This is a genomic window from Nocardia araoensis NBRC 100135 (assembly GCF_000308435.1).
Lineage (GTDB): Bacteria > Actinomycetota > Actinomycetes > Mycobacteriales > Mycobacteriaceae > Nocardia > Nocardia araoensis.
The window spans coordinates 1-25,573 of sequence record NZ_BAFR01000345.1; the positions used below are offsets into that span (position 1 = coordinate 1).

Sequence of the window (25,573 nt, forward strand, 5' to 3'; positions counted from 1 at the left end):
AATGCCAAGATTCGCACCCCATCCGGAGCGCAGGCCCGCGCTCGTCGCCGGCGCCTCCTCCGGGATCGGCGCGGCCACCGCCGTCGCCCTGGCCGAACTCGGCCACCCGGTCGCGCTGGGCGCGCGCCGCGTCGAGCAGTGCGCCGAGTTGGCGGACAAGATCCGGGCCGACGGCGGTGAGGCGTTCGCCCATCGTCTGGACGTCACCGACCCGGACTCGGTCGAGGAATTCGTGCGTGCCGCCGAAGACACGCTCGGCCCCACCGAGATCCTGGTCTCCAGCGCGGGCGACATCGAGTTCGGGCAGGCGTACGCGATGGATCCCGACCGATTCGTGCGCCAGGTGCAGGTCCATCTCGTCGGCGCGCAGCGACTCGTGCACCGGGTGCTACCCGGCATGCTGCGCAGGCAGCGCGGCGACGTCGTGTTGATCAGCTCGGACTGCGCCTCCGAACCGCGGCCGCGCACGGGCGCCTACAGCGCCGCCAAAGCGGGGCTGGAGGCGATGGCCGCGCAGATGCGCATGGAACTCGAGGGCAGCGGCGTGCGCCTGTCCCAGGTCCGGCCCGGCCCGACCCTGACCGGCATGGGCATGGACTCCACGCCCGAGATCGTCGGGCCGGTGCTGGAGGACTGGAAAGCGTGGGGGTTCGCCAGGCATCCGTACATGCTGCGCGCGAGCGACTTGGCCGCCGCGGTGATCGCGGTGGTGTCCACGCCGCGTGGCTCGCACTTGGTGCTGGTCGAGGTGCAGCCCGAGGCGCCGATACGTCCCCTCCCGGACGCCGCGGGACCGAACGAACCGTAAGGAGCGACGATGCGAGTGCTGGCCGATCTGGATCTGTGTCAGGGTCACGCCGTGTGCCAGGACGAGGCGCCCGAGGCGTTCCACGTCCCCAAGCGCGGCAAAGTCGAGATCCTCGACGCCGCCACGGACCCGCGGGTCCGTGGCGACGTGCAGCGCGCCGTCCACTACTGCCCGACTCGAGCGCTGTCGATCGCCGCGGACGAGTGAGCGGAATTCGTCCCGCACGGCAGGTAGGCAGGGCGTGCCGGGACGAATACGATGAAACCAAAACCGGAACGTGTTCTAATTCAGTCGCGCGGTCCGGCCCGGCACCTGCGGCGATGCCCGACGTCATGGAGAAGATCCGATGAGCACAGCACACACCGACAAGGCGAAGAGCGCCTTGCCCGCCAGGATCACCGGGGAACTGCTCGACCGGTTGACCGGCCTGGTCGCCGCCGACGGTGGCGCGACGGCATACGAGATGACCGAGGTCTACACCGGCGCGCCGGTCGGCGCGCTTCCGCAGTCGTCACCGCAAGACGTGCTCGCCGCGTGCGCCGCAGCCCGGGCGGCGCAGGCGGAGTGGGCCGCGCTGCCGCTGCGGCAGCGGCTGCGGGTGTTCGCGCGGCTGCACGAACTGATTCTCGGCGAAGTGGAGACCATCGCCGACCTCATCCAGATCGGGTGCGGCAAGACCCGGCGCATGGCCGTCGAGGAATCCTGTGACGTGCCCATGGTGATCAGCCATTACCTCAAGACCGCGCGCCGGGTGCTGCGGCCGCGGCGGCGCGGCGGCGCGATGCCGCTGATCACCTCCTCGATCGAGCAGCACCGCCCCAAAGGGCTCGTCGCCGTGATCGCGCCGTGGAACTTCCCCTTCGCCATCGCGCTGTCCGACGCCATGCCCGCGTTGATGGCGGGCAACGGCGTGGTGCTGAAGCCGGACAACAAGACCGCCCTGTGCGTGCTCTTCGGGGTCGAGCTGCTGTACCGCGCCGGGCTGCCCCGCGGCCTGGTCCAGGTGGTGTGCGGTGAAGGGCCCGACATCGGGCCGACCCTGATCGACAACGTCGATTTCGTCATGTTCACCGGCTCGACCGCCACCGGCCGGATCGTCGGCGAGCAGGCCGGGCGCAACCTCATCGGATGCAGCCTGGAACTGGGCGGCAAGAATCCGATGATCGTGCTCGCCGACGCGAACCTGGACGAGGTGATTCCCGGCGCGGTGTTCGCCGCGTTCGCCAACTCCGGGCAGGCGTGCATGCACATCGAACGGATCTATGTGCACCGCTCGATCCACGAGGAATTCCTGCGCCGGTTGGTCTCCGCGGCAGCGGAATTGAACGGGAAGATCGGCGGAGCCTACGACTACACGCCGGAGTTCGGCTCGCTGGTGTCCTCGCAGCATCTGGAACGGGTCGCCGCTCACGTCGAGGACGCGCGGGCCAAAGGCGCCACCGTGCACGTCGGCGGGCAGGCACGCCCCGATGTGGGTCCCGCGTTCTACGAAGCCACCGTGCTGACCGGCGTGACCCCCGAGATGACGCACGCGACGCTGGAAACCTTCGGCCCGGTCGTCACCGTGTACCCGTTCGACGACGAGCAGGAAGCGGTGCGCCTGGCCAACGCCACCGACTACGGTCTGAACGCCAGCGTGTGGACCCGGGACCTGGCGCACGGCGAGCGGATCGCCGCACAACTGCAAGCGGGCAACATCAATATCAACGACGGTTTCGTCGCGACCTACGCCGCCAAAGGCACGCCGTCGGGCGGAGTGAAGCAGTCCGGAGTCGGCACCCGGCACGGCGATCAGGGCCTGTTGAAGTACACCGACACGGTGAACGTCGGCGTGCTCAAGAAGCAGGTGCTCGCCGCCCGGGCCGGTCAGCCTTACGACAAGCAACTGAAGATGACCCTGATGTCGCTGCGGCTGATGCGCCGGACCAGGTTGCGCTGAGCGCTCGTGGGCCGATGCGCCTGCGGCGGTCCGAATCCCGGCGATCCGGTAGCGTGGCCGTCGGGGTGGATCCACGGAATCGAGAACGGATACCTATGAGCCTTCGAGAAGTTCCGCTACGGACGCTGTCCGGCGAGCCGACGACTCTGGCCGACCTGGTCGGCGACCGCGCCGTCCTGCTGGTCAACGTGGCCTCGAAATGCGGGCTGACGCCGCAGTACTCCGGCCTGGTCGAACTGCACCGGTCCTACCGCCCGCGCGGTTTCAGCGTGGTCGGCGTGCCGTGCAACCAGTTCATGGGCCAGGAGCCGGGCACCGCGGAGGAGATCCAGCAGTTCTGTGCCACGACCTACGGCGTCGACTTCCCCCTGCTGGAGAAGACCGACGTCAACGGCGACCAGCGCCACGCCCTCTACCAGAGCCTGGCCGACACCCCCGACGCCGAGGGCAACGCCGGCGACATCCAGTGGAACTTCGAGAAGTTCCTCATCGACCGCGACGGCAAGGTGGCGGGCCGCTTCCGCCCCCGAACCACCCCCGACGCACCGGAACTGATAGCCGCCATCGAATCCGTCCTCTGACCACACGACAACCGGAGCCGCCGTCCACCCAGGACGGCGGCTCCGGTGCGTCTCGGCCACGACTGGCACATCGCTGTGGCGAAACGCGAGGAGACCTCTCGCTGGTGCGCCACTCGCGACAGTGTCAGGAGCGACGGGTGAGGGGTTCGCGGAGGCCTAGGTGGGCGCGGAGGGTGGTGCCGGTGTAGGCCGTGCGGTAGACGCCGCGCTCTTGGAGTTCGGGGACGAGCCAGTCGACGATTTCGTCGAGGCCGGTGGGGACCAGATAGGGGGAGATGTTGAAGCCGTCGGTCGCGCCGTGGCGGACCCAGCGGGCCAGTTCGTCGGCGACCTGGGCCGGGGTGCCCGCGAAGCCGGAGCGTTCGGTGGAGGCGATCACGACTTCGCGCAGGGAGAGGTTCTCGGCCTCGGCCCTGGCTCGCCATTCCCGGGCGATGGCGATCGGGTCCTGTCCGGAACGCGGTGCGCCTCGGGTTTCCGAGATCGGGCGGGGCTGTGGGTCGTCGGCGGGCAGGGGGCCGTCGGGATCGAGGTCGGACAGGTCGCGGCCCCAGATCTGGCCGGCGAGCGACAGCGCGGTGCGGCCGGTGTACTGGCCGTTCTTCACCCAGCGCACCTTCTCCTCGACCTCGGATTCCTTCTCCGCGAGGATGATCTGCGTGCCGGGCAGGATCCGGATGTCGTCGTCGGGGCGGCCCGCCGCGCGCAGGCGGGCGCGGATGTCGTTCGCGAAAGCCAGAGCGTCGTCGAAATGCGTTCCGTGCCTGGAGAAGATGACATCGGCGTGCGCCGCGGCGAAATCGCGGCCCGCCGGTGAATCGCCCGCCTGGAAGATCACCGGATGCCCTTGGGCGCTGCGCGGCAGCGTGGGCGTGATCGTCACGTCGAAGTGCGGGCCGGTGCGCACGACCGGATGGATCGCCTCGGCGCGCGCCCACGACGGGCTCTGCTGCGAGGTCGCGATCGCGCCGTCCTCCCAGGCGTCCCAGATCGCCCGCACCGTGGCGACGAACTCCGCGGCGCGCTCGTAACGCAGCGCGTGGTCGAGGAATCCGCCGCGCCGGAAGTTCGCACCGGTCCACGCGTTGTCCGTGGTGACCGCGTTCCAGCCCGCCCGGCCGCCGGACAGCAGGTCGAGGCCGCCGAGTTTGCGCGCCAGATCGGCGGGCTCGTTGTAGGTGGTGTTCTGGGTGGCCACCAGGCCGATGTGGCGGGTGATGCCCGCCAGCGCGGCGAGCTGGGTGATCGCGTCGGGCCGGCCCGCGATGTCCAATTCCAGGATGGCGCCGTCCTGCTCACGCAGGCGCAGGCCCTCACCGAGGAAGAACGCGTCGAACAGGCCGCGCTCGGCGGTCTGCGCGACCCGCCGGAAGGTCTCGAAGTCGATCTGCGAACCGCTGGACGGGTCGGACCAGATCGTGGTGTGGTTCACGCCCTGGAAGAAGACGCCGAAGTGGACCTGGGCGTCCGGGCGCGGGAAGTCGGTCACGGAAACGATCTCCTGACGATCAGCGGGTGGCCGCGTAGCGGTTGGCGGGGCGATTCAGGCCGAGGTTGGCGCGCAAGGTCGAACCGGGAACGGGACGGTGCGCGACCCCGGTGCGCAACAGGGCGGGCAGGACCTCGCGGGCGAGCACGGGCAGGTCTTCGTCGATCACGGCCAAGTGCAGCCGCACTCCGTCGAGATGCGCGCTGAGTTCGGTCAGTAGATCGGTCAATTCGGCGGCCGAGCCGGAGAACGGCAGGCGGCCGGGCGAACTGGAGGTTTCATCGAATCGCTGCGCGGCGCTCGCGCCGGGGATATCCAGGGTGACTTCTATTTCGGCGAATGTCAGTGCATCCCCGGCCGACCCCGCTTCCACCGCCGCCGCGACGGAATCGGCGGCGACGAACCGGACGTCGACCTCTCCTTCGGCGCCGAACACCACCGGCTGCCCCTGTGGTGGGCGCGGCACGATCGCAGGCCCCTTCACCGAGAAGGTCTCGCCCTGGAAGTCGATGTAGTGCAGCTTGTCCCGGTCCAGGAACCGCCCGCTGACGTAGTCGCGGATCACCGCGTCGTCCTCCCAGGAGTCCCACAGGCGACGGGCCACTTCGATCGAATCCCGTTGCTCCCGAGCCAGGTCGGCGTCTCCTGCCACCGGTGGACGTCCCCAGGCGGCGGCGGCACGTGGATCGTCGACGCGCTCGGCGATCCATCCGGCCCGCCCCCGCGAGGCATAGTCCAGCGACGCCACCTGCGATGCCGTGTGGAACGGCTCGGCGTAGGTGGTGGCCACGGTGGGAACAAGGCCGATCGTGCTGGTCGTGGCCGCCACGAAGGACGCGCGCGTCACCGCGTCGATGCGACCGGGTATCTCCTGGCCCGGCAGGATCGAGTCGGCGAACGTGGCCAGGGTGAATCCGGCGTTCTCGGCGGCGGCCACCCGCCCGCGCACGGTGTCGGCGGTGAGCAGGCGGTCCGGCGCGTGCGCCGCCCGCCGCCACGCCTCGGGGCGGAACCCCTCCCCGTCGAGTTCTACACCGAGCGCGAAAACGCCCATCCCGCACCTTCTTTCATCCCGCGAACCGTGACACGACGATCGGTGGCCCGAGCCCGGCACGATCCGGCTCGGGCCACCGGCGGCGCACCCATTGCGAGCATGCGCGGTGAAAGTGGCGCTGCGCGATGGTTTGCGTCGCGATGATTCGAAGGTTGTCGAACGGCGGCTACCGCGCCGCGCGTGCCGCGAAAGCCGCGGCGACCAGGACCGTGACACCTTCGGCGATCGCCGTCCCGCCGAGGGCGTGCGCGGCGCTGTGCACCGTGCTGCCCGCGAGGCCGAGGAACAGCGACCCGAAACCGGCGATCCCGACGACGACGCCGAGTTGGACGTTGGTCACCAGAATGCCGCTCGCGTCGGCCGCCAGACTCATCGGAACCTTGGCCAGCGTGCGGGTCATGAGTGGGCTGAAGGCGAGGCCGTTGCCCGCGCCGCACAGGCCGAGCAGGGTGAGAACGAGAGGTCCGACTTCGCCGCCGTCGCGTAACAGCGCGCCGATGGCGACCATGCTCACCGCGCCGAGAACCAGCCCGAGCGGGATCATCGCCGCGTGGCAGCGGGCCGGGACGCGCTCCCAGTTCAGGCTGGCGACCGCGAAGGCCGCGCCGAGCGGGACGAACAGCAGCCCCGCGTGCAGCGCGCTGTAGCCGAGGGTGCTCTGCAGGTGGATCGCCATGACGAACATCCAGCCGCCGAAGGTCGCCATGGTCACGAACAGCGCGACCGCGGCGGGAGCCAGGCCGGGCGCGGTCAGCACCGACCGCGCGAACAGCGGTTCGCCGCCGCGGGCGGCGACGACCCGCTCGATCGCCACGAACGACGCGAAACCGATCACGCCCGCGGCCAGCGCCAGCCACGACCACAACGGCCAATCCAGTTCCCGCCCGAGCACCAACGGCAACACCAGCAGCAACACCGAGGCGGTGAGTGTCGCCAACCCGGGCAGGTCCAGCTTGCGCTCGAGCCGCTGGGCCGAGGACGGCAGGATGCGCGGCGCGGCCGCGAGCAGCGCGAGACCGATCGGCACGTTCACCAGGAACACGCCGCGCCAGCTGCTGCCGAACAGGTCGGCGTTGACGATCAGCCCGCCGAGGACCTGCCCGGCGACCATGCCGCCGGAGATGATGGCGGAGTAGACGCTCAGCGCCCGCCCGCGGGCGGCGCCGGTGAAGGTGCGCTGGATGAGCGTCATGATCTGCGGCACCATGGCCGCCGCGCCGACGCCCTGGGCGAACCGGAAGACGATCAGTGCGGTCTCGTTCCAGGCCAGACCGCAGGCCAGGGAGGAGAGGGTGAACAGCGCCAGCCCGGCGATGAACGCGCGGCGCTGGGTGAACCGGTCGCCCAGCCGTGCCCCGGTGACCAGCAGGACGGCGTAGGCGATGACGTATCCGGCGACGATCAGCTGCAGCGCCGCGCCGCTGGTGTGCAGCGAGCCGCGGATGGAGGGAATGGCGACGTTGACGATGGAGGAATCGAGTACCGCCATGAACTGGCCGGTGAGGATGACGGCGAGGATGGCGAGCGAGCGCCGCGCTCCCAGCGCGGCCGGTGCGGCCGCAGCCGCGGCGGGCGTCGTTGCCGCCGCAGGCCCCGGCGATATGGTCTGTGTCATGCACCGAGCATGCGGTGCGCCGGGCACCGGTAACAGGAGCCCGCTGACACCGGTACCGGCAGCACCAGGCTGAGCATGCGGCACAACGGAACAACGGGTAGTTTCGAGACATTTCCGGCATCGTGTCCAGTGTCACAGGCGCACGCGGCGGCTATCACCTGACCAAAGTACTTAGACGAGCTAACGTGTTTAGGAAGGCGCGTTCAAGGACCGAAGGAGGTCGTCGTGGCACCCGAAACACGCAGGGAGCGGCTCGAGCGCCGCATCACCCGGCTGTATGCCGAATACGACGACATTCGCAACGCCACACCGCGTGCGGACGTCGCCAAGAAAGTTCGCGAGCCGGGGATCGGGCTCGCCCAGATCGTCGAGACGGTCATGGTCGGCTACGCCGATCGGCCCGCCCTCGGCCAGCGCGCGACCGAACCGCGCACCGACGAGACCGGCCGCACCACACTGACGCTGCTGCCGCGGTTCGACACCATCACCTACGGCGAACTGTGGGACCGCGTGCGCGCGGTGGCCGCCGCATGGCACGGTGACGCGGACACACCGCTGCGCGCGGGCGACTTCGTGGGCATCCTCGGCTTCACCAGCAGTGACTACACCACTCTGGACCTGGCCTGCATCCACCTGGGCCTGGTCGCGGTACCCATGCAGTCCAGCGCCCCGATCGCCCAGCTCAGCGCGATCGTGGCGGAGACCGAGCCACGGGTGCTGGCGGCGACACCCGAACTGCTCGACGCCGCGGTGACGTGCGCTCTGTCGGACTCCGGGCCGAAACGGCTGATCGTCTTCGACTACCACCCGGAAGACGACGACCAGCGCGCGGCGTTCGAAGCGGCCCGCGCGCGGCTGGCCGAGGCGGGCAGCCCGGTGCGCGTCGAATCGCTCGACGAGGTGCTGACGCGCGGCAGGTCGCTGCCGCCTGCGCCGCTGTTCGTCGCCGAGCCGGATGCCGACCCGCTGGCGCTGCTGATCTACACCTCGGGAAGCACCGGAACCCCGAAAGGGGCGATGTACAGCCGGCGGCTGGTCGCCAGGGGATGGGTGAACCGGCCCGAGGTCGCCGCGATCAACTTCAACTACATGCCGATGAGCCATGTGGCCGGTCGCGGGTCGCTGACCGGTGTGCTGGCGCGCGGCGGCACCGCGTACTTCGCGGCCAAGAGCGATATGTCGACGCTGTTCGACGACCTCGCGCTGGCCCGGCCGACCGAGCTGTTCTTCGTTCCGCGGGTGTGCGACATGGTCTTCCAGCGCTTCCAGAGCGAGATGGATCGGCGCGACGGACCCGGGGTGGACCGGGCCGCGCTGGAAGCGGAGGTGAAAGCCGAACTGCGCGAACACTTCTTGGGCGGACGCATGGTCACCGCGATCTGCGGGAGCGCTCCGGTGTCGGCGGAGATGAAAGCGTTCGTCGAGTCGGTGCTCGACCTGGAATTGCACGACGGCTACGGGTCCACCGAGGCGGGCGGCGTGGTCGTCATCGACGAACGGGTGCAGCGGCCGCCGGTGCTCGACTACAAGCTGGCCGACGTGCCCGAGCTGGGCTACTTCCGGACCGACAAACCGCATCCGCGCGGCGAGCTGCTGTTGAAGAGCACCACCCTGATCTCCGGCTACTACAAGCGGCCCGATATCACCGCCGAGGTCTTCGACTCCGACGGGTTCTACAAGAGCGGCGACATCGTCGCCGAACTCGCCCCGGATCGCCTGGTCTACGTCGATCGGCGCAACAACGTGCTGAAGCTGTCCCAAGGCGAATTCGTCGCGGTCGCGCGTCTGGAGTCGGTCTATGCGACCAGTCCGCTGATCCGGCAGATCTTCGTGTACGGCAGCAGCGAACGCTCCTACCTGCTCGCCGTGATCGTGCCCACCGAGGACGTACTCGCCTGGGGCGACCCCGAGAAGATGAAGACGGCGTTGAGCGAGTCGCTGCGACAGCTGGCCAAGGACGCCGAGCTGCAGTCCTATGAGATCCCGCGCGAGTTCCTGATCGAGCCGGAGCCGTTCAGCACCGCCAACGGGTTGCTGAGCGGCATCGGAAAGCTGCTGCGGCCCAAACTGAAAGAGCGCTACGAGCCGCGATTGCAGGAGTTGTACGCCGAGCTGGCCGCCGGGCAGGCGAACGAACTGCTCGATTTGCGCCACACCGCGGACGACCTGCCGGTGCTGGAGACGGTCAGCCGTGCGGCGAAGGCCGTACTCGGCTGCGCGGACGCCGATCTGCGTCCCGACGCGCGCTTCGGCGATCTCGGCGGGGATTCGCTCTCGGCGCTGTCGCTGTCCAACCTGCTGCACGAGATCTTCGAGATCGAGGTGCCGGTGTCGGTGGTGATCAGCCCGGCCAACGGACTGCGCGAGGTGGCGGACTACATCGCGGCCGAGCGCGCTTCGGGAGCTCGGGGCGCCACGTATGCCTCGGTGCACGGCGCGGGATCGCAGGTCCACGCCGCCGATCTGACGCTCGACAAGTTCATCGACGCCCGCACACTCGCCGCGGCGCCAACCCTGCCGCGCCCCTCCGCAACCCCGCGCACAGTGCTGCTGACCGGAGCGAACGGCTACCTCGGCCGGTTCCTGTGCCTGGAGTGGCTGCGGCGGTTGCACGACAGCGGCGGCACACTCGTCTGCCTGGTCCGGGGGTCCGACGCCGACGCCGCGCGCAAGCGACTCGACAGCGCCTTCGACTCCGGAGATCCCGGGCTGGTGCGGGAGTTCCAGGATTTGGCCGCCGCGCATCTGGAGGTCCTCCCCGGCGACATCGGTGACCCGAACCTGGGTCTCGACGATCGGACGTGGCAACGGCTGGCCGAACAGGTCGATGTGATCGTGCATCCCGCCGCGCTGGTCAACCATGTGCTGCCGTACCGGCAACTGTTCGGTCCCAACGTCGTCGGCACCGCCGAGCTGATCCGTCTCGCTCTCACCACGCGGCTCAAGCCGTTCACCTATCTGTCCACGGTCGCCGTGGCCACGCAGATCGATCCGGCCGTCTTCGCCGAGGACGGCGACATCCGTGAGATCAGCGCGGTGCGCGCGGTGAACGACAGCTATGCCAACGGCTACGGAAACAGCAAGTGGGCGGGCGAGGTGCTGCTGCGGGAGGCCAACGACCTGTGCGGGCTGCCGGTGACGGTGTTCCGCTCGGACATGATCCTCGCCGACCGGCGCTATGCCGGTCAGCTCAACGTGCCGGACATCTTCACCCGGCTGCTGCTGAGCCTGCTCGTGACCGGGATCGCGCCGTTCTCCTTCTACCGCACCGGCGCGAACGGCGAACGCGCGCGCGCCCACTACGACGGCTTGCCCGCCGATTTCACCGCCGAGGCGATCACCACGCTCGGCGCGGCGACCGGGACGGGTTTCCACAGTTTCGACGTGCTCAACCCGCACGACGACGGCCGCTCGCTCGACGAGTTCGTCGACTGGCTGATCGACGCGGGCCATCGCATCGAGCGCATCGCCGACTACGACGAGTGGGTCACCCGATTCGAGACCGCCCTGCGTGCGCTACCGGAAGGCCTGCGCCAGGCGTCCGTGCTGCCGTTGTTGCACGCCTATCGGCGACCGGCCCCGGCCGTGCGTGGCTCGGCGTTGCCCGCGGAGAAATTCCGTGCCGCCGTGCGAGCCGCGAAAATCGGGGCAGATCAGGATATTCCGCAGATCTCCCGGGACCTCATCGAGAAATACGTCGCGGACCTGCACGTGCGGGGCTTGCTGTAGCGGCTAGGACGGCCTCGGCACGAGATCCAGCAAGGCATTGCCGATGCGTTCGGCTCGGGTCAGCACGTTCGTCTGCGCCGAGATGTAGTCGCCGATGCCTTCGGCCTGGGCGGCCCGCAGATACGGCGGCAGCGGCTGCTGGATCTCGGTGCGGATGACGTTGTCCAGCAGCGATTCCATCTCGCGGCGCAACGGATTTCCGGTCGAGGCCTGGTTGTCCAGTTCCAGCCTGCCGCCGTCGGTGCTGTAGTCGTAGAGTTCGAATTCCTGTCCGGCCGCCGGGTCGATCTGGATCCGGCCGTGCACCCAATGGGAATAGGAGGCGAACTTCGCGTCCGGGGTGCGCACCATCGCGACGTGGCCGGGGGCGTTCTGGTCGAACAGCATCGCGGCTTCCTCGATCGTCGCCTCGTCGGTGGTGTGGGCGACCCACGGCCTGCCCGCGGCTGCCGGGTCGCGGCACAACGCGGCGATGTCGAGACGCCCGCTGAGATGTTCATAGCGCCCGTCGCGCCGCCATTCGTCTCCGCCGGTGCCGATGGTGAGCAGCAGGGGAGTGATATCGACACTGGACGTGAGCTGGTCTCTGACGCTCGTCCCGCTCACCGGGCTCAGGTGGCCGCGCGGATCGTGGATATGGAGCGGGACGCGCAGCGCCTCGTCGTAGGCGGCTCCGCCTTTGCCGTGCAGGCCGTGGGAGCCCGCGTAATCGCCGTGGTCGGAGGTGAAGACGACGACCGTGTTGGCGGCTACGTCGGGACGCGACTGCAAGGTGTCGAGGACGCGGCCGATCTGGATGTCGACCTGCTGCTGCGCCCACAGATACAGATTGCGCATCTCGATCCAGGCCTGCACGGCTTCCGGCGTTCCGTAGGGCGCCGCGCCGAATGCCACCGCCGAGACCTCGACCAGCGCCATCTGCAGGCGCGGTTTGCGCGACAGCTGTTCGAGTGATTCGAAGTTGGGCGGCAGTTCGTTCATCCACCGCGGGATGTCGGCGTTGAACTGGTCGCGCCGGGTCCAGCGCGGCCACCACTGGATGTCGTGCGGGTTGACCAGCGACACCGTCGTGCACCACGGCGCGTTGCCGGAATCGTTGTGGAACCAGTCGACGAATTGGTCGACGATCTTCGGATCCATTTGCAGCCCTTGACCCGGCGCCCCGTTCGGCGAAGGGTAAGTGCCGCCGTGGAATCCATAGGCTTCCAGCGCACCCGGCGTGCGATCGGGGTAGCTGCCGAGATGCCACTTGCCCCAGTAGGTGGTGTCGTAACCGTGGTCGCGCAGCATGGATCCCCATGTCGGGAACAGCGGCGACAAAGTCGACTCCGACACGACCATGACCCCGGTCTGCTGCGCGTAGAGGCCGGTCAGCAGGCAGCCGCGAGCGGGTGTGCAATCGTTGGCCGCGGTGTAGTGATTCTCGAACGAGACACTGCCCCTGCGGATACGTGCGATGTTCGGCAGGACGGCGTCCAGCGTCGCCTGATCGGGAAACCACACGGGCGTCCGCATCTCGTCCACGATGATCACCAGGATGTTCGGCTTGTCCGGATCGGTGTCCGCCCGCGCCTTGCCCGGTGCGGCTCCGGTCGAGACGGCGGCCGCGGCCGCCGCCGAGGTGGCCGCGCTGGTCAGGAATCCCCTGCGAGTGAACGAACTCGGCAATGTTCCTCCACGAATCAGTGATGTTCGGTCGAGTGGAGCGCGGAGAACCTCGGTGCTGTGTACCGTAGCGCCGCCCGGCGTGCGCGGCCCGCACTCCGGGTGCGGACACGCCGCCATGTCGTCGCCGCGGATGAGCCGGTCGGGCCGGCTGAGGGCGGACTGGGAAGAAGCCGGATCAGGGCAGGCCGACCAGGTCGGCCATCAGGTTCATGTGGTGTTCGAAGTACTCGGCGCGGGCGTCGATTGTTCCGTTCAAGCGGCCGAAGATCTCGAAGCTGATCAGGCCGAACAGCTGGGTCCAGCCGATGAAGACGCGGTCGAGCACGTCTTCGGGCATGTCGGCGGGCGGCTTCTGCTCGATGAGTCGGCGCAGGTCGGTGCGGACGGGTTCGGGTAGCGGGGACGGAAGCGGTGGCGGGGTCGGTTTCTCCGCCCCCGCATGCGCGATGGCGACCAGCCGGAAGACCACGGCCGTGGCCGGGGCGACGGTGTCCTCCGGTGCGGAGTAGCCGGGCACCGGACTGCCGTAGAGCAGTCCGTATTCGGCCGGATGGGCCAGAGCCCATTCCCGCACCGACGAGCACACCGCCAACCACCGGCCGCGTAGATCGGCGGCAGGGACCTTCGCGTCGGCGGCTTCAGCTTCGGCGGCCAGGGCGCGGTAGGCGTCCAGAATCAAGGCGGTCAGCAGGTCGTCGCGGCTCGGGAAGTAGCGGTAGAGCGCGGAGGGAACGATGTCCATATCGCGGGCGACCCCACGCAGCGACAGGTTCGCGCCGTCCACCGCCAAACGTCTGCGCGCCACCGCTTTGATCTCCTCGGTCATCTCGGAGCGGACGCGGGCGCGTAGCGATCGGGCGGACATCTCCCCAGTGTAGAGAACAAGCAACCGGTAACAGAACATCGGTATCGGTGCGTGAACAATGTTCTTGACTCCGAAATTCTTCTGGCCTACGGTGAACCGGATAGAGAACAGTGTTCTTGAATCGGAACACGAGGCGGATGGAGTGTCATGGTTCTGCACGTAGTCATCGGAGCCGGCCCGGTGGGCGCGACCACCGCCGAACTGCTCGCCGCGCGCGGTACTCGGGTGCGGGTGATCACCCGGCGCGGCGTCGGCCCGGATCATCCGCTGATCGAGCGCGTCGCCGCCGACGCCACCGACTCGGCGGCTTTGATCGGGCATTGCGCGGGCGCGGAGGTGATCTACCAGTGCGCGCAGCCGCCGTATCACCGCTGGGCGAGCGACTTCCCGCCGTTGGCCGCGGCCGTGATGCGAGCGGCGCAGGCAACCGGCGCCGCGCTGCTGAATGTCGGAAACCTGTACGGCTACGGGCAGGTCGACGGCCCGATCAGTGAACAGCACCCACTGCGGCCCAACAGTGTGAAGGGGCGGGTGCGTGCGCAGCTGTGGGCCGAGGCGCTGGCCGAGCACGAGGCGGGCCGCGTCCGCGTCGCCGAGGTGCGCGGATCGGACTACCTCGGCGCGGGAGCGACATCGGCCTTCACCGCCGTGGCGCTGCCCGCGGTGCTCGCGGGCCGTCGCGTGCTGTTCCCCGCCGATCCGGACGCCGCGCACAGCTGGACCGACGTCACCGACACCGCCCGCACCCTGGTCGCGGTCGCCCACGACGAAAACGCCTGGGGGCGGGCATGGCACACGCCGACCCCGCCGCCGGTATCCGTGCGCGAACTGGTCGGGCTCGCGGCGACGGTCGCGGACGCTCCCCCTGCGCGGGTGAGCCGGATGCCCGCCGCGGTGCTCTGGGCCGCGGGGCTCGTCGATCCCAACGCCCGCGAGATGCGAGAGATGCGGTATCAGTTCGATCGTCCGTTCGTGATCGACTCCTCCGCCGCGACCGCGGCTTTCGGCATCGAGCCGACGCCGACCGTGGAGTCGCTGCGCGCAACGATCGCCGCCCTTCGCGGGGAGGCGGCCGCGCCCATCGACTGACGTCGGCTATAGCCGCGTGCCGTTGACGACCAACGCCACGTCGATGTTGTCCCGCGTGGCGTTGGAATACGGGCAGACCTGGTGAGCCGTTTCGACCAGTCCGATCGCTTGCTCGCCGCTGACCGACGGCAGTGTGATCCGCAGTTCGACGCCGAGCTTGAACCGGCCGCCGTCGATCGGGATCAGTGCGACCGACGAGTCGATCTGCGCGTCGTTCGCCTCGAGCTTGCCGCGCTGCCCCACCAGGGCGAGCGTCGTGCCGAAACACGCGGCGTACCCGATGGCGAACAGTTGCTCCGGGTTGGCTCCTGCGCCGTCCCCACCCAGCTCCTCGGGCTGGCGCAGATCCAGCTCCAGTTGTCCGTCGGAGGTGCGCCCATGGCCGTTCCTGCCTCCGGAGACGTGCGCCTCCGCCGTGTACAGCGCAGTGGTCATGTCGATTCCTTTCGTAGGTAACGGAATAGAACTTGACACTTCAAAATTAGGAAGTCAAGAGGTTAGTATCCGGTAGTCGAAGAATATCGGAGGGAAGATGCTGCAGATCGGCTACCTGCTGCCGACACGCGACCAGTCCGTACTGGGCGCGCACGACCCGCGGGCGCTCATCGCCCAGGCGCGGCGAGCGGAGGGGTTGGGGCTGGATTCGGTATGGGCGGGCGACAGTCCCGTCACCAGGCCGCGCGCGGATCCGCTGACGCTGTTGGCGGCCGTGGCTCAGGCCACCGAGCGTGTCGCGCTCGGCACCGCGGTGTTGCTGCCCGCGCTGCGACATCCGATCCTGTTGGCGCACCAGCTCGCCACCCTCGACCGATTGGCGTCGGGACGGTTGATCGCGGGCATGGGCGGCGGATTCCCGAACCCGAACACCCGCGCCCAGTTCGACGCGGTCGGCGTCGAATTCGACCGTCGCACAAGCCGCTTGGAAGAAACCATCGATGCCGTGCGGCAGCTGTGGTCGGGCGAGCCGGTGACCTACCGGGGCGAACACTTCGCCTTCCGGGACGTGCGGCTTTCACCGCCTCCGTCGCGCCGGGGCGGGCCGCCGATCTGGCTGGCGGGCAGCGGCGGCCCGGCGCTGCGGCGGGTGGCCCGCCTCGCCGACGGCTGGCTCCCGTATCCGACCGCGGCCACGACGTACGCGCGCGAACGTGCGACCGTCGAACAGGCGACCGACCGGGCGGTGACACCCGCCCTGTACGCGACGCTGTGCATCGACGAGGACCCGCAGCGGGCGCACCGGCGCCTGCGGACGAGCATCGAGCGCTACTACGACGCCCCGGTCGAGTTCATCGCGTCGATCCAGGCCCTGTTCGCCGGAACCGCCCGCGACGCCGCCGACTGGCTGCACGGCTATGTCGCCGCAGGGGCCCGCCATCTGGTGATCCGCCTTGCGACCGAGGACCACGACGCCGGCCTGGAGGAATTCGCCGACCAGGTGCTGCCCCTGCTGCGCGAGGAGGATCACCAGTGACCACGTTCGTGCTCGTCCACGGCGCCTGGCACGGCCCATGGGCCTGGGATCGTGTCGTTCCGCTCCTGCGGGCCCACGGGGCGCGCACGCTCACGCCGCAGCTCGGCTCCGGCGACGACTGTGGGCTCCGCGACCACGTCGCCGAGGTCGTCGCGGTCGTCGACACCGTAGCCCGGGACGAGGAGTTCGTAGTGCTGGTCGGGCACAGCTACTCGGGGTTGGTGGTCAGGGAAGCAGCCGACGCGCGGCCCGGGATCGTCGATCACGTCGTGCTCGTGGACGGATGGTCGGGCGGCGACGGGGCGAGCATGTTCAGTTTGGCTCCCGCCTCTTTCGTCGAAGCGATCCGCACGGCGACCGGTGGCGGGCAGCGCATACCCGCGCCGCCACCAGCCGCGTTCGGCATCACCGACACCGACACCGCGGCCTGGCTCGCTGCACGTCTGCTCCCACAGCCGCTGCGAACATTCACCGAGCCCACTCGTCTGACCGGGGCCGTCGACCGGATTCCCGGAACGGCCATTTACTGCAGGCCCGCGACCTATCCCTTCGACCGTTTCGGCGAGGCCGCCGGGTACCGAACCCTCGCCCTGGACGGGCCGCACGATGTCATGCTGACCCACCCGGCAGCGCTCGCCGAGTTGCTTCTGACGGCGCATACGTTCAAGAACGAGAAGCGCGAAGTCTAAAATGACGAAGTGGACCAGCGAACGTACAACCAGTACTGCGCGACCGCGCGCACCCTCGACCTCGTCGGAGAGCGCTGGACGCTGCTGCTGATCCGCGAACTGATGACCGGACCCAAACGATTCGGCGACCTGCAGGCCGGTCTTCGCGGCCTCGGCACCGGCCTGCTCGCCGCACGCCTGAAGCATCTCGAGCGCGAAGGCCTAGCCGAGAAGATCACCCTCCCGCCTCCCGCGCGCACCCCCGCGTACGCCCTCACGGAGGCAGGCGAGGAACTCGGACCCGCGATCCTCGCACTTGCCAAATGGGGGATGAAGTGGGCGATGGGGCAGCCACGGCCAACCGAGACGTTCCACCCGGGCTGGGCCGTCCTCGGCTTGCGAGTTTGTTTCGACGCCGAGGCCGCCGCCGGACTTCGCGCGGTATACGAATTCCGCATCGGCGACGAGATCTTCCACGCCCGCGTCGATGACGGGACCATCGAGACACTGCACGGCCCCGCGCAACACCCCGACGCGACCATCACCATCGGCGAATCGGAGTTCCTCCGCCTCACCAGCCAGAACCGCACGTTGGCCGAAGCGGTGGCGACCGGCGTCGCAACCGCGACCGGTGACAGAGAAGCCCTGCGCAGGTTGAAGAACCTGTTCCGGCTGCCGCCGCCGGGCGCCCGAAAATCGAAGGAGTGAACGTCCGGACCCGGTCGTCAGTTCCGCTGATGCGAGACAAGACCCGTCCATCTCCGTCTGCGGGCGGCCGGTCGGCTCGGGCACGGCATGGTACTTCTCGGACGTAGCCGTAATACACGTCCGGGTGGCCGGTCAACTCCGGTGCGGCGGTGATCCTCGGACCATCGCGATGGCTGATTCTCGCCAGCCTGAGCGCGTGACGGTGGCGAGGATCGTGTGCATGACAGCTGATGTGATGACCACCCTCGAGGCCTTCTACGCCTCCGAGGCGGCGTATCTCACCGACGGGGCCGGGTTCGAGGAGATGGCTCGGCATCTGGCGCCGGACGTGGTCATGCACCAGGCATCGAGCCTTCCCTATGGCGGCGAATGGCGTGGACACGACGGATTCCGGAGGTTCCTCGCCGCAATGGGGGAAAACTGGGACGGCTTGTGGTTCGACGAGCAGCATTTCCTTCGCGACGAGGCCCGGGTCGTGGTCTACAGCCGCGGTCGGCTGCGGGCGCGGCGCACCGGAAGGGTGCTGGAAACCTCGCTGCTGCAATGGATCAGCTTCCGGGACGGTCTGATCACCGAGTTCCGTCCCTACTACCACGACACTTCGGCGGTCTTGGCCGCCCTGACCGAAGAACCATCGGTCGCGGCGCGACTGTCAGTCGGTTGACCCACAGCCCAGGACTGCGCTCGACTGACGGGCTGGGTGGTCAGACGGGCCGAAATCCGGCGCCGAGGTCGTTGCGGGAGTCGATGTCGGCGAGAATGGCGTTGATATCGGTTCCCACCTCGGGCCCGAGACACCCCATGCCCCAGTAGGCGTTGACCATGCCCACCAGCGTGGAACCGATCACCACCGGCGCGCCGGAATCACCTTTGAGCACACACATCTGGGTCCAGGTGTCGCTGCTGCGGCCCATCATGTCGCCCCAGGCGACGCCGCAGGTTCGGCCGGTCGTGCGGCCCTTCTTACACACGAGGTCGGGAAACTGCGCGGGAGCGCCGAGGCTGTCGATGGAGAAACCGCCGACATCCCGGGCGGGAGCGACCCGTGCGCCATCGAATTCGATGACCGCGTAGTCCAATTCGTGATCGGCGTAGGCGAATCGCCCCAGCACCCCGTAGCTGGGATAGGTCACCGACGCCACCGGCGCCCCTGGCTCGCCGCAATGGCCCGCCGTCAAACCCACCAGCCTGCCGGCTGCGTCGTAGCCGATGGTGGTGAGCGTGCACTCGGCTCGGTCATCGATCACGATCCCCGAGCCACCGCCTATCGGCGGCAGCGGCAACCGCGGAACACCCGCCGCCGCACCGGCGCCCACCGACACCGGGCCGCACGCCAGCGCCGCCACTGAGATCACCTTCAGCAGCGAACGAGTCACCGTTGCTCCCACCGAGCCGAGCGAACTCGCCGCCACCGAATCGGATCCGGTCCGAGCCGCATTCGCAGCCGACATGTCCGACATCCGCGTCGCCTCCTCACCGCCGAAGTTCAGTGAACCACCGCCAACTCTCGCAGCGGTCCATTCCGAGCTACCCACACCCACGAGGCGGAAACGGAGTGTCGCCCTGCGGCGGTCGGCGCGCGAACTCCTCTCACGGACGGTTGCGACTGCCGATTCGGGCCTGATTTGTCGTTCGGAAGAGTTCCGGCTCGTTCGACGAGCGGCGAATGCTTCGGCAGGAATTGCGCAGCGTTGTCACGATTTGGCAGCATGGTTGCCGATATGGCGACGGTTTCCGATATCGCTCGTGACAGTCTGGATGGCTTGTCCGTCGGTGATGCGCTGGGAGCTCAGTTCTTCGTGCCGGGCCGTTCGCTACCCGATCTTCTCGTCGGCCGACTGCCGGCTGCGCCGTGGGAATGGACCGATGACACGGAGATGGCCTGCTCGGTGTACGCGCAGATCCGCGGCCACGGCCGAATCGACCGCGACATGCTGGCGGCAGCCTTCGCCGACCGTTGCGAGCCCTACCGGGGCTACAGTGGCGGCACAGTCGCTGTGCTGCACGAGATTCGCGACGGACGGCCCTGGGCCGCCGCGGCGGGCGCCCTGTTCGATGGGCGCGGCTCCTGGGGCAACGGTGCTGCGATGCGGGTCGCTCCGCTCGGAGCGTATTTCGCCGGCAACCTGGACCGTGCTGCGACCCAAGCCGCATTGTCGGCCGAGGTGACGCATCGGCATCCGGAAGCGATCGTGGGCGCCATGGCGGTTGCCGTCGCGGCGAGCCACGCCGCGACCACCCGCGGAAGATATTGCCCACCCGAGGAACTGCTGCACGTCGTGGAGCCGTACCTGGTCGAGGGCCGGACTGCGCGCGGTGTCCGCCGAGCCCGGAGGTTGCTGGGGCGATCGGTGGCCGAAGCGGCATACGAACTCGGTAATGGTGCGCAGGTCAGCGCCCAGGACACGGTGCCGTTCACCCTCTGGGCGGCCGCGACCTTCCTCGACGACTATCCCGCCGCCGTTACCGCGTGTGTCGAGGCAGGCGGCGATGCGGACACCACGGCCGCGATCGTCGGCGGGATCGTGGCGGCACGCACAGGCATCGGCACGCGAGCCGGTGTACACGGAATCCCCTCGCAGTGGTTGTCGGCGCGAGAGCCGCTGCCGGCTTGGGCGACGGTGGCCGCAGGGGCCAGCAGGCCGTAGTCCTCGCTGTGCCGGGCACGGCGTCGTCTCATCGGTCGTGTCGTTCGCCGGCGCGGCGCTGCTGGTACTCCCGGAGAACGGCCAGTTGCCTGCGTTCTTCGGCGTGCTCGGTCATCACGAGGCGCTCCGCTTCGGGCGCCGGATCCGGGCGAAGGAACGAGCCCGGTCCGGGCTTGCCCGCCAACCCCAGTTTGTTCATCTTCTTCGGTACCGGGGCGCCTTGATACTCGAGCGCGATCGGGTGGCCGTGGTCGTCTACGTGGCCCAATGGCTGGTGCATCTCGATGTACTCACCGTGCGGCAGGCGCTTGATCACGCCGGTCTCGATGCCGTGGGCGAGCACCGCGCGATCGCTGCGCTGCAGGCCCAGGCACATCCGGTAGGTGAGGAAATAGGCTGTCGGCGGGCACAGCAGCACCGCGATGCGGAAGAACCAGGTCGTCGCGTTGAGCGAGATGTCGAAGTTCAACGCGATGATGTCGTTGACGCACGCCAGCGTCAGCACCACGTAGAACGTGAGGGCCATGGCGCCGATCGCGGTGCGCACCGGTACGTCTCGCGGTCGCTGCAACAGATTGTGGTGCGCGGTATCGCTCGACAGCCGCTTCTCGATCCACGGATACGCGATCAGCACCGCGAGCACCAACCCCATCGCCACCGCGACCCAGAACGCCGCAGGCACGGTGTAGTTGCCGAGGTACAGCTCCCAAGGCGGCATCAGGCGCGCCATGCCGTCGGTCCACATCAGGTAGAAGTCCGGCTGCGAACCCGCCGAGACCTGCGCCGGGTTGTACGGACCCAGGTTCCAGACCGGATTGATCTGGAACAGGCCGCCCATGAACGACACGGTCGCGAGGGTGAACATGAAGAAAGCGCCCTGGTCGAGCGAGAACACCGGCACGATCCGCGTGCCGACGACATTGTTCTCCGTGCGGGCCGGTCCGGGGAACTGGGTGTGCTTCTGGTACCAGACGATTCCGATGTGTGCGACGACCAGCGCCGACATGATCGCCGGGAACAGCAGCACGTGCGTGATGTACAGACGGGGGATGATGATGTCGCCGGGGAAATCGCCCGCGAAGATCAGCCAGTGCAGCCAGGTGCCGACGATCGGGATGGAGATCGTGAAACCCGAGAAGGCCGCGCGCAGACCGGTACCCGACAGCAGATCGTCGGGCAGCGAATAGCCGAAGAAGCCTTCGAACAGGGCGAGGATCAGCAGTAGCGAGCCGATCACCCAGGTGATCTCACGTGGACGGCGGAACGCGCCGGTGAAGAATATCCGGCACATGTGGACGATCATCGACGCCACGAAAAGCAATGCTGTCCAATGGTGTACCTGCCGCACGAACAGCCCGCCGCGGACCTCGAAACTGAGATTCAGCGTCGACTCGTAGGCCCGCGACATGGTCAACCCGCGCATGGGCTGGTACGCGCCGTCATAGACGACCTCACTCATCGACGGGTCGAAGAACAACGTCAGATAGACCCCCGACAGCAGCAGGATGATGAAGCTGTACAGCGCGATCTCGCCGAGCAGGAACGACCAGTGGGTCGGGAAGACCTTGTTGATCGACCGCTTGACGAAGGCGGAAGCGCGGTACCGTTCATCCAGGGCGTCTGCCCCCCGTAGCACGGTGCTCATAACTGGCAAAACCTCCCGGTCGTCGACGGCGGCTGCCCATAAGACATTTCGGGCCCGCGATTTCTGACACGATGTGATGGACATCACAAATGGGTGTCGCTGGCAGGGGCGAGGAGCTCACCCACTGGGATCGGCGGCCTGCCGCAGGCGCAGCGCTCTCTGGTCCCAGGTCACCTGGAGCGTGACACGTGGCTTGCTCCATACGAGGGTCCTATCGGCGGATCGAACCCGTCGACATCGTGTTTGCCGTCGGCCGGGCCGGGAGAGGATTGCGGCGTTCGAGCTGAAACCCCGACTCGGGGCACATCACTGGAGGCCGCGCATGCGCCCCGTAATCCTGGACCTCGCCGCGCACGACTACGCGATGATCGACGCGGAGGAATACCTGCGCGCCGTGCTGGCCTGGCATTTCAGCGAGGAGACGGGCAGCCCGTACTGGCTGCGCCGCGCGCGGACGCTGGATTTCGACCCGGTCGCCGATATCCGCACCTTCGCGGATCTGCGCCGCTTTCCCAACGTCGTCGACGAATTCCGCACGGTCGCGGTGGAGGACCTGATTCCCCGTGGGCTGGCGGGCGCCGACCGCGTCATCGCGGGGATCTACGAGAGCGGCGGCACCACCGGCGCGCCCAAACGGTTCGTCATGTTCGACCGCTGGATGGAGTTCGCGCTCGGCTGGGACGAGCACCACTACGCCGACCTGGGCACGGTGAACACCTTGGCCGTGGCGCCGAGCGGCCCGCACATGTTCGGCGAGTTCGCCGAACGCCGGGCGCGCAGGCACAACGGCGTGCGGTTCACCATCGACCTCGATCCGCGGTGGATCAAGCAGATGATCGCGCGCGGCGACACCGAGAACACCGAGCGGTACGCAGAGCACGTCGTCGACCAGGTCGCGCAGATCCTGACCACCCAGTCGGTGGGGATCCTGATCGCCACGCCGCCCCTGCTGGAGCGCATCGCACGCCGCGACGACCTGGTGGAGCAGATCCGCCGGAAGATCAAATTCATCTGCTGGAGCGGCGCGCACATGAACGCCGACACCCGCGACATCTTCCGCCAGGAGATCTTTCCCGGTATCCCGCTCAAAGGGCTCTACGGCAGCACCACCATCCTCGGCATGTCCCGCGAACGCGACGAGGAGCGCCCCGACGGGCTGCCCGTCTTCGACCCGCCGAGCCCGTACCTGGCGTTCGAGGTGGTGGATCCGGAGACCGGCGACGACGTCGGCTACGGCGAGCGCGGTCAGGTCGTGATGCATCACCTCACGAAATACGCTCTGCTGCCGAACAATCCGGAACGGGACCTGGCCATGAAGGTCGAGCCGCCGAAGAGCGGTTTCGGCTGCTCGGTCGCCGACGTCGCGCCGATGGCGTCCTTCGCGGGCGCCGAGGTGATCGAGGGGGTGGTACTGATATGGGCGAGTTCGTGCACATCGACGCGCTCGGACCGCGGGGCAGCTATCGTGCCCGCGACCGCAAGCCCCTGACCACCTTGGCGGGCACCGTGATCGGGGAGATCTCCCAGGTGCCGCCGCTGTACGTGCGCCGGGCGCTGACGGCCATGCGCAAGGCGCCCGTGCTGCCCGCCGCCGAGCGGTTCGCGGTGCTGGAGCGGGCGGCCGACCTGTTCACCGATGCCGAGATCGGCGGGCTCGGACCCGGCGAATACGCGCGACTGGTCAGCGTCGCCTCTGGGGTTCCGTTGGCCGTCGTGCGCCGGTCGGTGCAATGGGTCGCCGATGTGCTGCGCGAGCAGCGCGTCACCCTCGAACTCGCGATGCCGAAGGGCGCGGTGGCGGATTGGCAGGACCGGCGCACCCTCGCCGGCTGCGCCGTCTGGACGCGCAAGGGCGACCTGTTCACGGTGCACGCGGCCGGGAACACCCCGGCGGTGCACGGTTTGTGGCCGGAGGCGCTCGCGTTGGGCTACAAAGTGGCGGTGCGGCCGTCGACCAGGGAGCCGTTCACCGCTTTTCGGCTCGTCAGCGCACTGCGCATGGCGGGCTTGCCGCCGGAACTGGTCACGTTGCTGCCGACCGACTACGAGGCGGCCGACGTGCTGGTGGCGGAATCGGATTTCGCCATCGTCTACGGCGGGCAGGACGTGGTCGACAAGTACGGCGGCAGCGCGCGGGTGCTCACCCAGGGGCCGGGGCGCTCGAAGATCCTGGTGACCTCGGACGTGGACTGGCGGGCGAAGGTCGCGCTGATCGCCGAGTCGGTGAGCCACCTCGGCGGTACCGCCTGCACCTGCACCACCGCGGTGCTGGTCGAGGGTGATCCGGAACCGCTGGCGCGAGCACTCGCCGCGGAACTGGGCGCCATCCCGAGCTTGCCGCCCGAGCACCCGGACGCCGTCCTCACCGTGCAGCCCACCGAATCCGCGGCGGCGATGGACCGCTACCTGCATCGGGTCGCGGGCGACGCGCGCCCGCTGCTCGGCGGGCACACCATCGTGGACGAACTGTCGCCCGGCGCGGCGGTGCTGCGCCCCGCGGTGCACCTCGTCGCCAGCAGCGCCGCACCGCAGCTCGGCGTGGAACTCGCCTTCCCCTGCGTGTGGGTGGGGCCTTGGTCGCCCGCCGACGGCGTCGCCCCGTTGCGCGATTCGCTGGTTCTCACGGCGATGACCGAGCGGCGCGAACTCATCGACGCGCTGTTGGACGAGCCGACGATCACCAACCTCTACCTGGGTGACAATCCGACCACTTGGCTGCGTCCCGGGGTCCCGCACGACTCCTATCTCGGCGAGTTCCTGATGCGGACCAAGGGAATGATCCGTTCGGTGGCGACCGGACCGCGCATACCGGTCGGCTAGTCCGCGACGGGTTCCAGGGGCGGCACCCGGCGGTGCAGGGTCAGCAGGAGATGGTCGAAGCGGGTGCGCTGCTGAACCAGCGCACCACCCATCGCCACGACGTCGGCGACGAGTTGCTCGGCCAGCGTGCGGATCTTGATGTTGGTCTCCTGCGAGCGCCAGCGCAGCACCCGGAACGCCTGATCGGCGTTGACGCCGTAGACGAACATCACCACGCCCTTGGCCTGTTCGATCACCGCGCGGGCGTCGATCACGTCCGGTAGCAGGTCGTCCAGGGCCTCTTGCCGGTTGTCCTCGAGCGTGTCGGTGACATCGATGAGGTAACCGGCGGAACCCACCACGGCGCCCTGCTCGTCCAACAGCTGGTCGCCGATGACGATGACGTCGTGCATCTGGTCATCGGTGTCGATGATCCGGTGGCGGGTGCAGAACGGGGAGGCGGTCTCGATGGCGTCGGCGAGCGCCTCGGCGACCCGCTCGCGGTCGTCGGGGTGCAAGTGGTTCTGCAGGAGTTCGGTGGACGGCTCGACTTCTTCCGGTGCGTACCCGTAGATCGCGGCGGCGTCGTCGGACCATTCCCACCGCTGGTCTGCGAACCAGAAGCGAAAGCTGCCGATATCGGGGCAACCGCCGAGCATCTTGCGCGCAGTCTCCTGCTCGCACTGTCCGATCTCCGTCACCGGTCCAGTATGGCCCGGAAGCAAGGGCTGGTCAGACGGGAGGGATGGCATGGAGGGCCGGACCGGGTGCCCGGCGGGGAACGGCGCGCCGTCCGG

At 68.7% G+C, this 25,573-nt stretch carries 22 protein-coding genes; 13 read left to right on the top strand and 9 right to left on the bottom strand.

Going from position 1 to position 25,573, the window contains the following annotated elements:
• The first annotated feature begins 1 nt into the window (after position 1).
• The 4 genes from ON21_RS32945 to ON21_RS32960 all read left to right on the top strand — a co-directional run bounded on the left by ON21_RS32945 (position 2) and on the right by ON21_RS32960 (position 3,328).
• A complete protein-coding gene (locus ON21_RS32945) occupies positions 2-808 on the top strand; it encodes an SDR family oxidoreductase (RefSeq protein ID WP_039804637.1) in 807 nt (268 codons plus the stop codon).
• Positions 809-817: 9 nt separating this feature from the next.
• Positions 818-1,015 carry a ferredoxin gene (locus ON21_RS32950; protein ID WP_039804639.1) on the top strand — a complete coding sequence of 66 codons (198 nt, stop codon included), beginning with the start codon at positions 818-820 and terminating at the stop codon, positions 1,013-1,015.
• Between the two features lie 139 nt (positions 1,016-1,154).
• Entirely contained in the window at positions 1,155-2,747 is a 1,593-nt protein-coding gene (locus ON21_RS32955; RefSeq protein ID WP_039804641.1) for a succinic semialdehyde dehydrogenase, read from the top strand.
• A gap of 95 nt (positions 2,748-2,842) precedes the next feature.
• Complete coding sequence (locus ON21_RS32960) at positions 2,843-3,328, top strand: glutathione peroxidase (protein ID WP_039804643.1); 486 nt, start codon at positions 2,843-2,845, stop codon at positions 3,326-3,328.
• Positions 3,329-3,452: 124 nt separating this feature from the next.
• Here ON21_RS32960 and ON21_RS32965 read toward each other — a convergent pair whose 3' ends face one another.
• From ON21_RS32965 to ON21_RS32975, 3 genes are all read right to left on the bottom strand, one after another.
• Positions 3,453-4,817, bottom strand: a complete 1,365-nt coding sequence (locus ON21_RS32965; protein WP_039804644.1) for an NtaA/DmoA family FMN-dependent monooxygenase — start codon at positions 4,815-4,817, stop codon at positions 3,453-3,455.
• Between the two features lie 19 nt (positions 4,818-4,836).
• Positions 4,837-5,871, bottom strand: a complete 1,035-nt coding sequence (locus tag ON21_RS32970; RefSeq protein WP_039804646.1) for an LLM class flavin-dependent oxidoreductase — start codon at positions 5,869-5,871, stop codon at positions 4,837-4,839.
• Between the two features lie 166 nt (positions 5,872-6,037).
• Entirely contained in the window at positions 6,038-7,486 is a 1,449-nt protein-coding gene (locus ON21_RS32975; RefSeq protein ID WP_169332760.1) for an MFS transporter, read from the bottom strand.
• Positions 7,487-7,711: 225 nt separating this feature from the next.
• On the opposite strand from ON21_RS32975, the gene car reads away from it, so the two are divergent.
• Entirely contained in the window at positions 7,712-11,215 is a 3,504-nt protein-coding gene (car, locus tag ON21_RS32980; protein WP_039804648.1) for a carboxylic acid reductase, read from the top strand.
• 3 nt (positions 11,216-11,218) lie between these two features.
• Here car and ON21_RS32985 read toward each other — a convergent pair whose 3' ends face one another.
• Complete coding sequence (locus tag ON21_RS32985; RefSeq protein ID WP_051021626.1) at positions 11,219-12,883, bottom strand: sulfatase-like hydrolase/transferase; 1,665 nt, start codon at positions 12,881-12,883, stop codon at positions 11,219-11,221.
• 175 nt (positions 12,884-13,058) lie between these two features.
• Positions 13,059-13,748, bottom strand: a complete 690-nt coding sequence (locus ON21_RS32990) for a TetR/AcrR family transcriptional regulator (RefSeq protein ID WP_039804650.1) — start codon at positions 13,746-13,748, stop codon at positions 13,059-13,061.
• Positions 13,749-13,895: 147 nt separating this feature from the next.
• Between ON21_RS32990 and ON21_RS32995 the strand changes: the two genes are divergently transcribed.
• Positions 13,896-14,837: an NAD-dependent epimerase/dehydratase family protein gene (locus tag ON21_RS32995; protein ID WP_039804651.1), complete on the top strand. Its 942-nt coding sequence runs from the start codon at positions 13,896-13,898 to the stop codon at positions 14,835-14,837.
• Between the two features lie 6 nt (positions 14,838-14,843).
• Here ON21_RS32995 and ON21_RS33000 read toward each other — a convergent pair whose 3' ends face one another.
• Positions 14,844-15,272, bottom strand: a complete 429-nt coding sequence (locus ON21_RS33000; RefSeq protein ID WP_039804653.1) for an organic hydroperoxide resistance protein — start codon at positions 15,270-15,272, stop codon at positions 14,844-14,846.
• Positions 15,273-15,369: 97 nt separating this feature from the next.
• On the opposite strand from ON21_RS33000, the gene ON21_RS33005 reads away from it, so the two are divergent.
• The 4 genes from ON21_RS33005 (at position 15,370) to ON21_RS33020 (ending at position 18,348) form a co-directional block, all read left to right on the top strand.
• Positions 15,370-16,308 (top strand): LLM class flavin-dependent oxidoreductase, encoded by a 939-nt coding sequence (locus ON21_RS33005; protein WP_039804655.1) that lies wholly within the window; start codon positions 15,370-15,372, stop codon positions 16,306-16,308.
• A complete protein-coding gene (locus ON21_RS33010) occupies positions 16,305-16,997 on the top strand; it encodes an alpha/beta fold hydrolase (RefSeq protein WP_039804656.1) in 693 nt (230 codons plus the stop codon). The genes ON21_RS33005 and ON21_RS33010 overlap by 4 nt, the downstream gene beginning before the upstream one ends.
• Positions 16,998-17,006: 9 nt before the next feature.
• On the top strand, positions 17,007-17,684 hold the full coding sequence (locus tag ON21_RS33015; protein WP_039804658.1) for a winged helix-turn-helix transcriptional regulator: 678 nt from the start codon (positions 17,007-17,009) through the stop codon (positions 17,682-17,684).
• A 220-nt stretch (positions 17,685-17,904) separates the two neighbouring features.
• Positions 17,905-18,348: a nuclear transport factor 2 family protein gene (locus ON21_RS33020; protein WP_218004193.1), complete on the top strand. Its 444-nt coding sequence runs from the start codon at positions 17,905-17,907 to the stop codon at positions 18,346-18,348.
• Between the two features lie 40 nt (positions 18,349-18,388).
• Here ON21_RS33020 and ON21_RS33025 read toward each other — a convergent pair whose 3' ends face one another.
• Positions 18,389-19,060 carry a chymotrypsin family serine protease gene (locus ON21_RS33025; protein ID WP_086006518.1) on the bottom strand — a complete coding sequence of 224 codons (672 nt, stop codon included), beginning with the start codon at positions 19,058-19,060 and terminating at the stop codon, positions 18,389-18,391.
• 345 nt (positions 19,061-19,405) lie between these two features.
• On the opposite strand from ON21_RS33025, the gene ON21_RS33030 reads away from it, so the two are divergent.
• On the top strand, positions 19,406-20,332 hold the full coding sequence (locus tag ON21_RS33030; RefSeq protein WP_218004194.1) for an ADP-ribosylglycohydrolase family protein: 927 nt from the start codon (positions 19,406-19,408) through the stop codon (positions 20,330-20,332).
• Positions 20,333-20,360: 28 nt separating this feature from the next.
• Here ON21_RS33030 and qcrB read toward each other — a convergent pair whose 3' ends face one another.
• Positions 20,361-21,977 carry a cytochrome bc1 complex cytochrome b subunit gene (gene qcrB / locus ON21_RS33035; RefSeq protein ID WP_039804663.1) on the bottom strand — a complete coding sequence of 539 codons (1,617 nt, stop codon included), beginning with the start codon at positions 21,975-21,977 and terminating at the stop codon, positions 20,361-20,363.
• Positions 21,978-22,299: 322 nt separating this feature from the next.
• Here qcrB and ON21_RS33040 point away from each other — a divergent pair, with 322 nt between their 5' ends.
• Together ON21_RS33040 and ON21_RS33045 are read left to right on the top strand one after the other, a co-directional pair.
• Positions 22,300-23,466 (top strand): AMP-binding protein, encoded by a 1,167-nt coding sequence (locus tag ON21_RS33040; RefSeq protein ID WP_157171139.1) that lies wholly within the window; start codon positions 22,300-22,302, stop codon positions 23,464-23,466.
• Positions 23,394-24,797: an aldehyde dehydrogenase family protein gene (locus ON21_RS33045; RefSeq protein ID WP_039804664.1), complete on the top strand. Its 1,404-nt coding sequence runs from the start codon at positions 23,394-23,396 to the stop codon at positions 24,795-24,797. The genes ON21_RS33040 and ON21_RS33045 overlap by 73 nt, the downstream gene beginning before the upstream one ends.
• Here ON21_RS33045 and ON21_RS33050 read toward each other — a convergent pair.
• On the bottom strand, positions 24,794-25,477 hold the full coding sequence (locus tag ON21_RS33050) for a PAS and ANTAR domain-containing protein (protein WP_245562836.1): 684 nt from the start codon (positions 25,475-25,477) through the stop codon (positions 24,794-24,796). The two genes, ON21_RS33045 and ON21_RS33050, sit on opposite strands and share 4 nt — an antisense overlap.
• Positions 25,478-25,573 lie beyond the last annotated feature (96 nt).

Coding starts and splice junctions, on each gene's coding strand:
- ON21_RS32950 (WP_039804639.1), top strand. CDS start 818: ATGCGAGTGCTGGCCGATCTGGATCTGTGTCAGGGTCACGCCGTGTGC.
- ON21_RS32960 (WP_039804643.1), top strand. CDS start 2,843: ATGAGCCTTCGAGAAGTTCCGCTACGGACGCTGTCCGGCGAGCCGACG.
- qcrB (WP_039804663.1), bottom strand. CDS start 21,977: ATGAGCACCGTGCTACGGGGGGCAGACGCCCTGGATGAACGGTACCGC.
- ON21_RS32995 (WP_039804651.1), top strand. CDS start 13,896: ATGGTTCTGCACGTAGTCATCGGAGCCGGCCCGGTGGGCGCGACCACC.
- ON21_RS33005 (WP_039804655.1), top strand. CDS start 15,370: ATGCTGCAGATCGGCTACCTGCTGCCGACACGCGACCAGTCCGTACTG.
- ON21_RS33045 (WP_039804664.1), top strand. CDS start 23,394: ATGGGCGAGTTCGTGCACATCGACGCGCTCGGACCGCGGGGCAGCTAT.
- ON21_RS32945 (WP_039804637.1), top strand. CDS start 2: ATGCCAAGATTCGCACCCCATCCGGAGCGCAGGCCCGCGCTCGTCGCC.
- ON21_RS33020 (WP_218004193.1), top strand. CDS start 17,905: ATGACAGCTGATGTGATGACCACCCTCGAGGCCTTCTACGCCTCCGAG.
- ON21_RS33030 (WP_218004194.1), top strand. CDS start 19,406: ATGGCGACGGTTTCCGATATCGCTCGTGACAGTCTGGATGGCTTGTCC.
- ON21_RS32975 (WP_169332760.1), bottom strand. CDS start 7,486: ATGACACAGACCATATCGCCGGGGCCTGCGGCGGCAACGACGCCCGCC.
- ON21_RS32990 (WP_039804650.1), bottom strand. CDS start 13,748: ATGTCCGCCCGATCGCTACGCGCCCGCGTCCGCTCCGAGATGACCGAG.
- ON21_RS32970 (WP_039804646.1), bottom strand. CDS start 5,871: ATGGGCGTTTTCGCGCTCGGTGTAGAACTCGACGGGGAGGGGTTCCGC.
- ON21_RS32955 (WP_039804641.1), top strand. CDS start 1,155: ATGAGCACAGCACACACCGACAAGGCGAAGAGCGCCTTGCCCGCCAGG.
- ON21_RS33000 (WP_039804653.1), bottom strand. CDS start 15,272: ATGACCACTGCGCTGTACACGGCGGAGGCGCACGTCTCCGGAGGCAGG.
- ON21_RS33040 (WP_157171139.1), top strand. CDS start 22,300: ATGCGCCCCGTAATCCTGGACCTCGCCGCGCACGACTACGCGATGATC.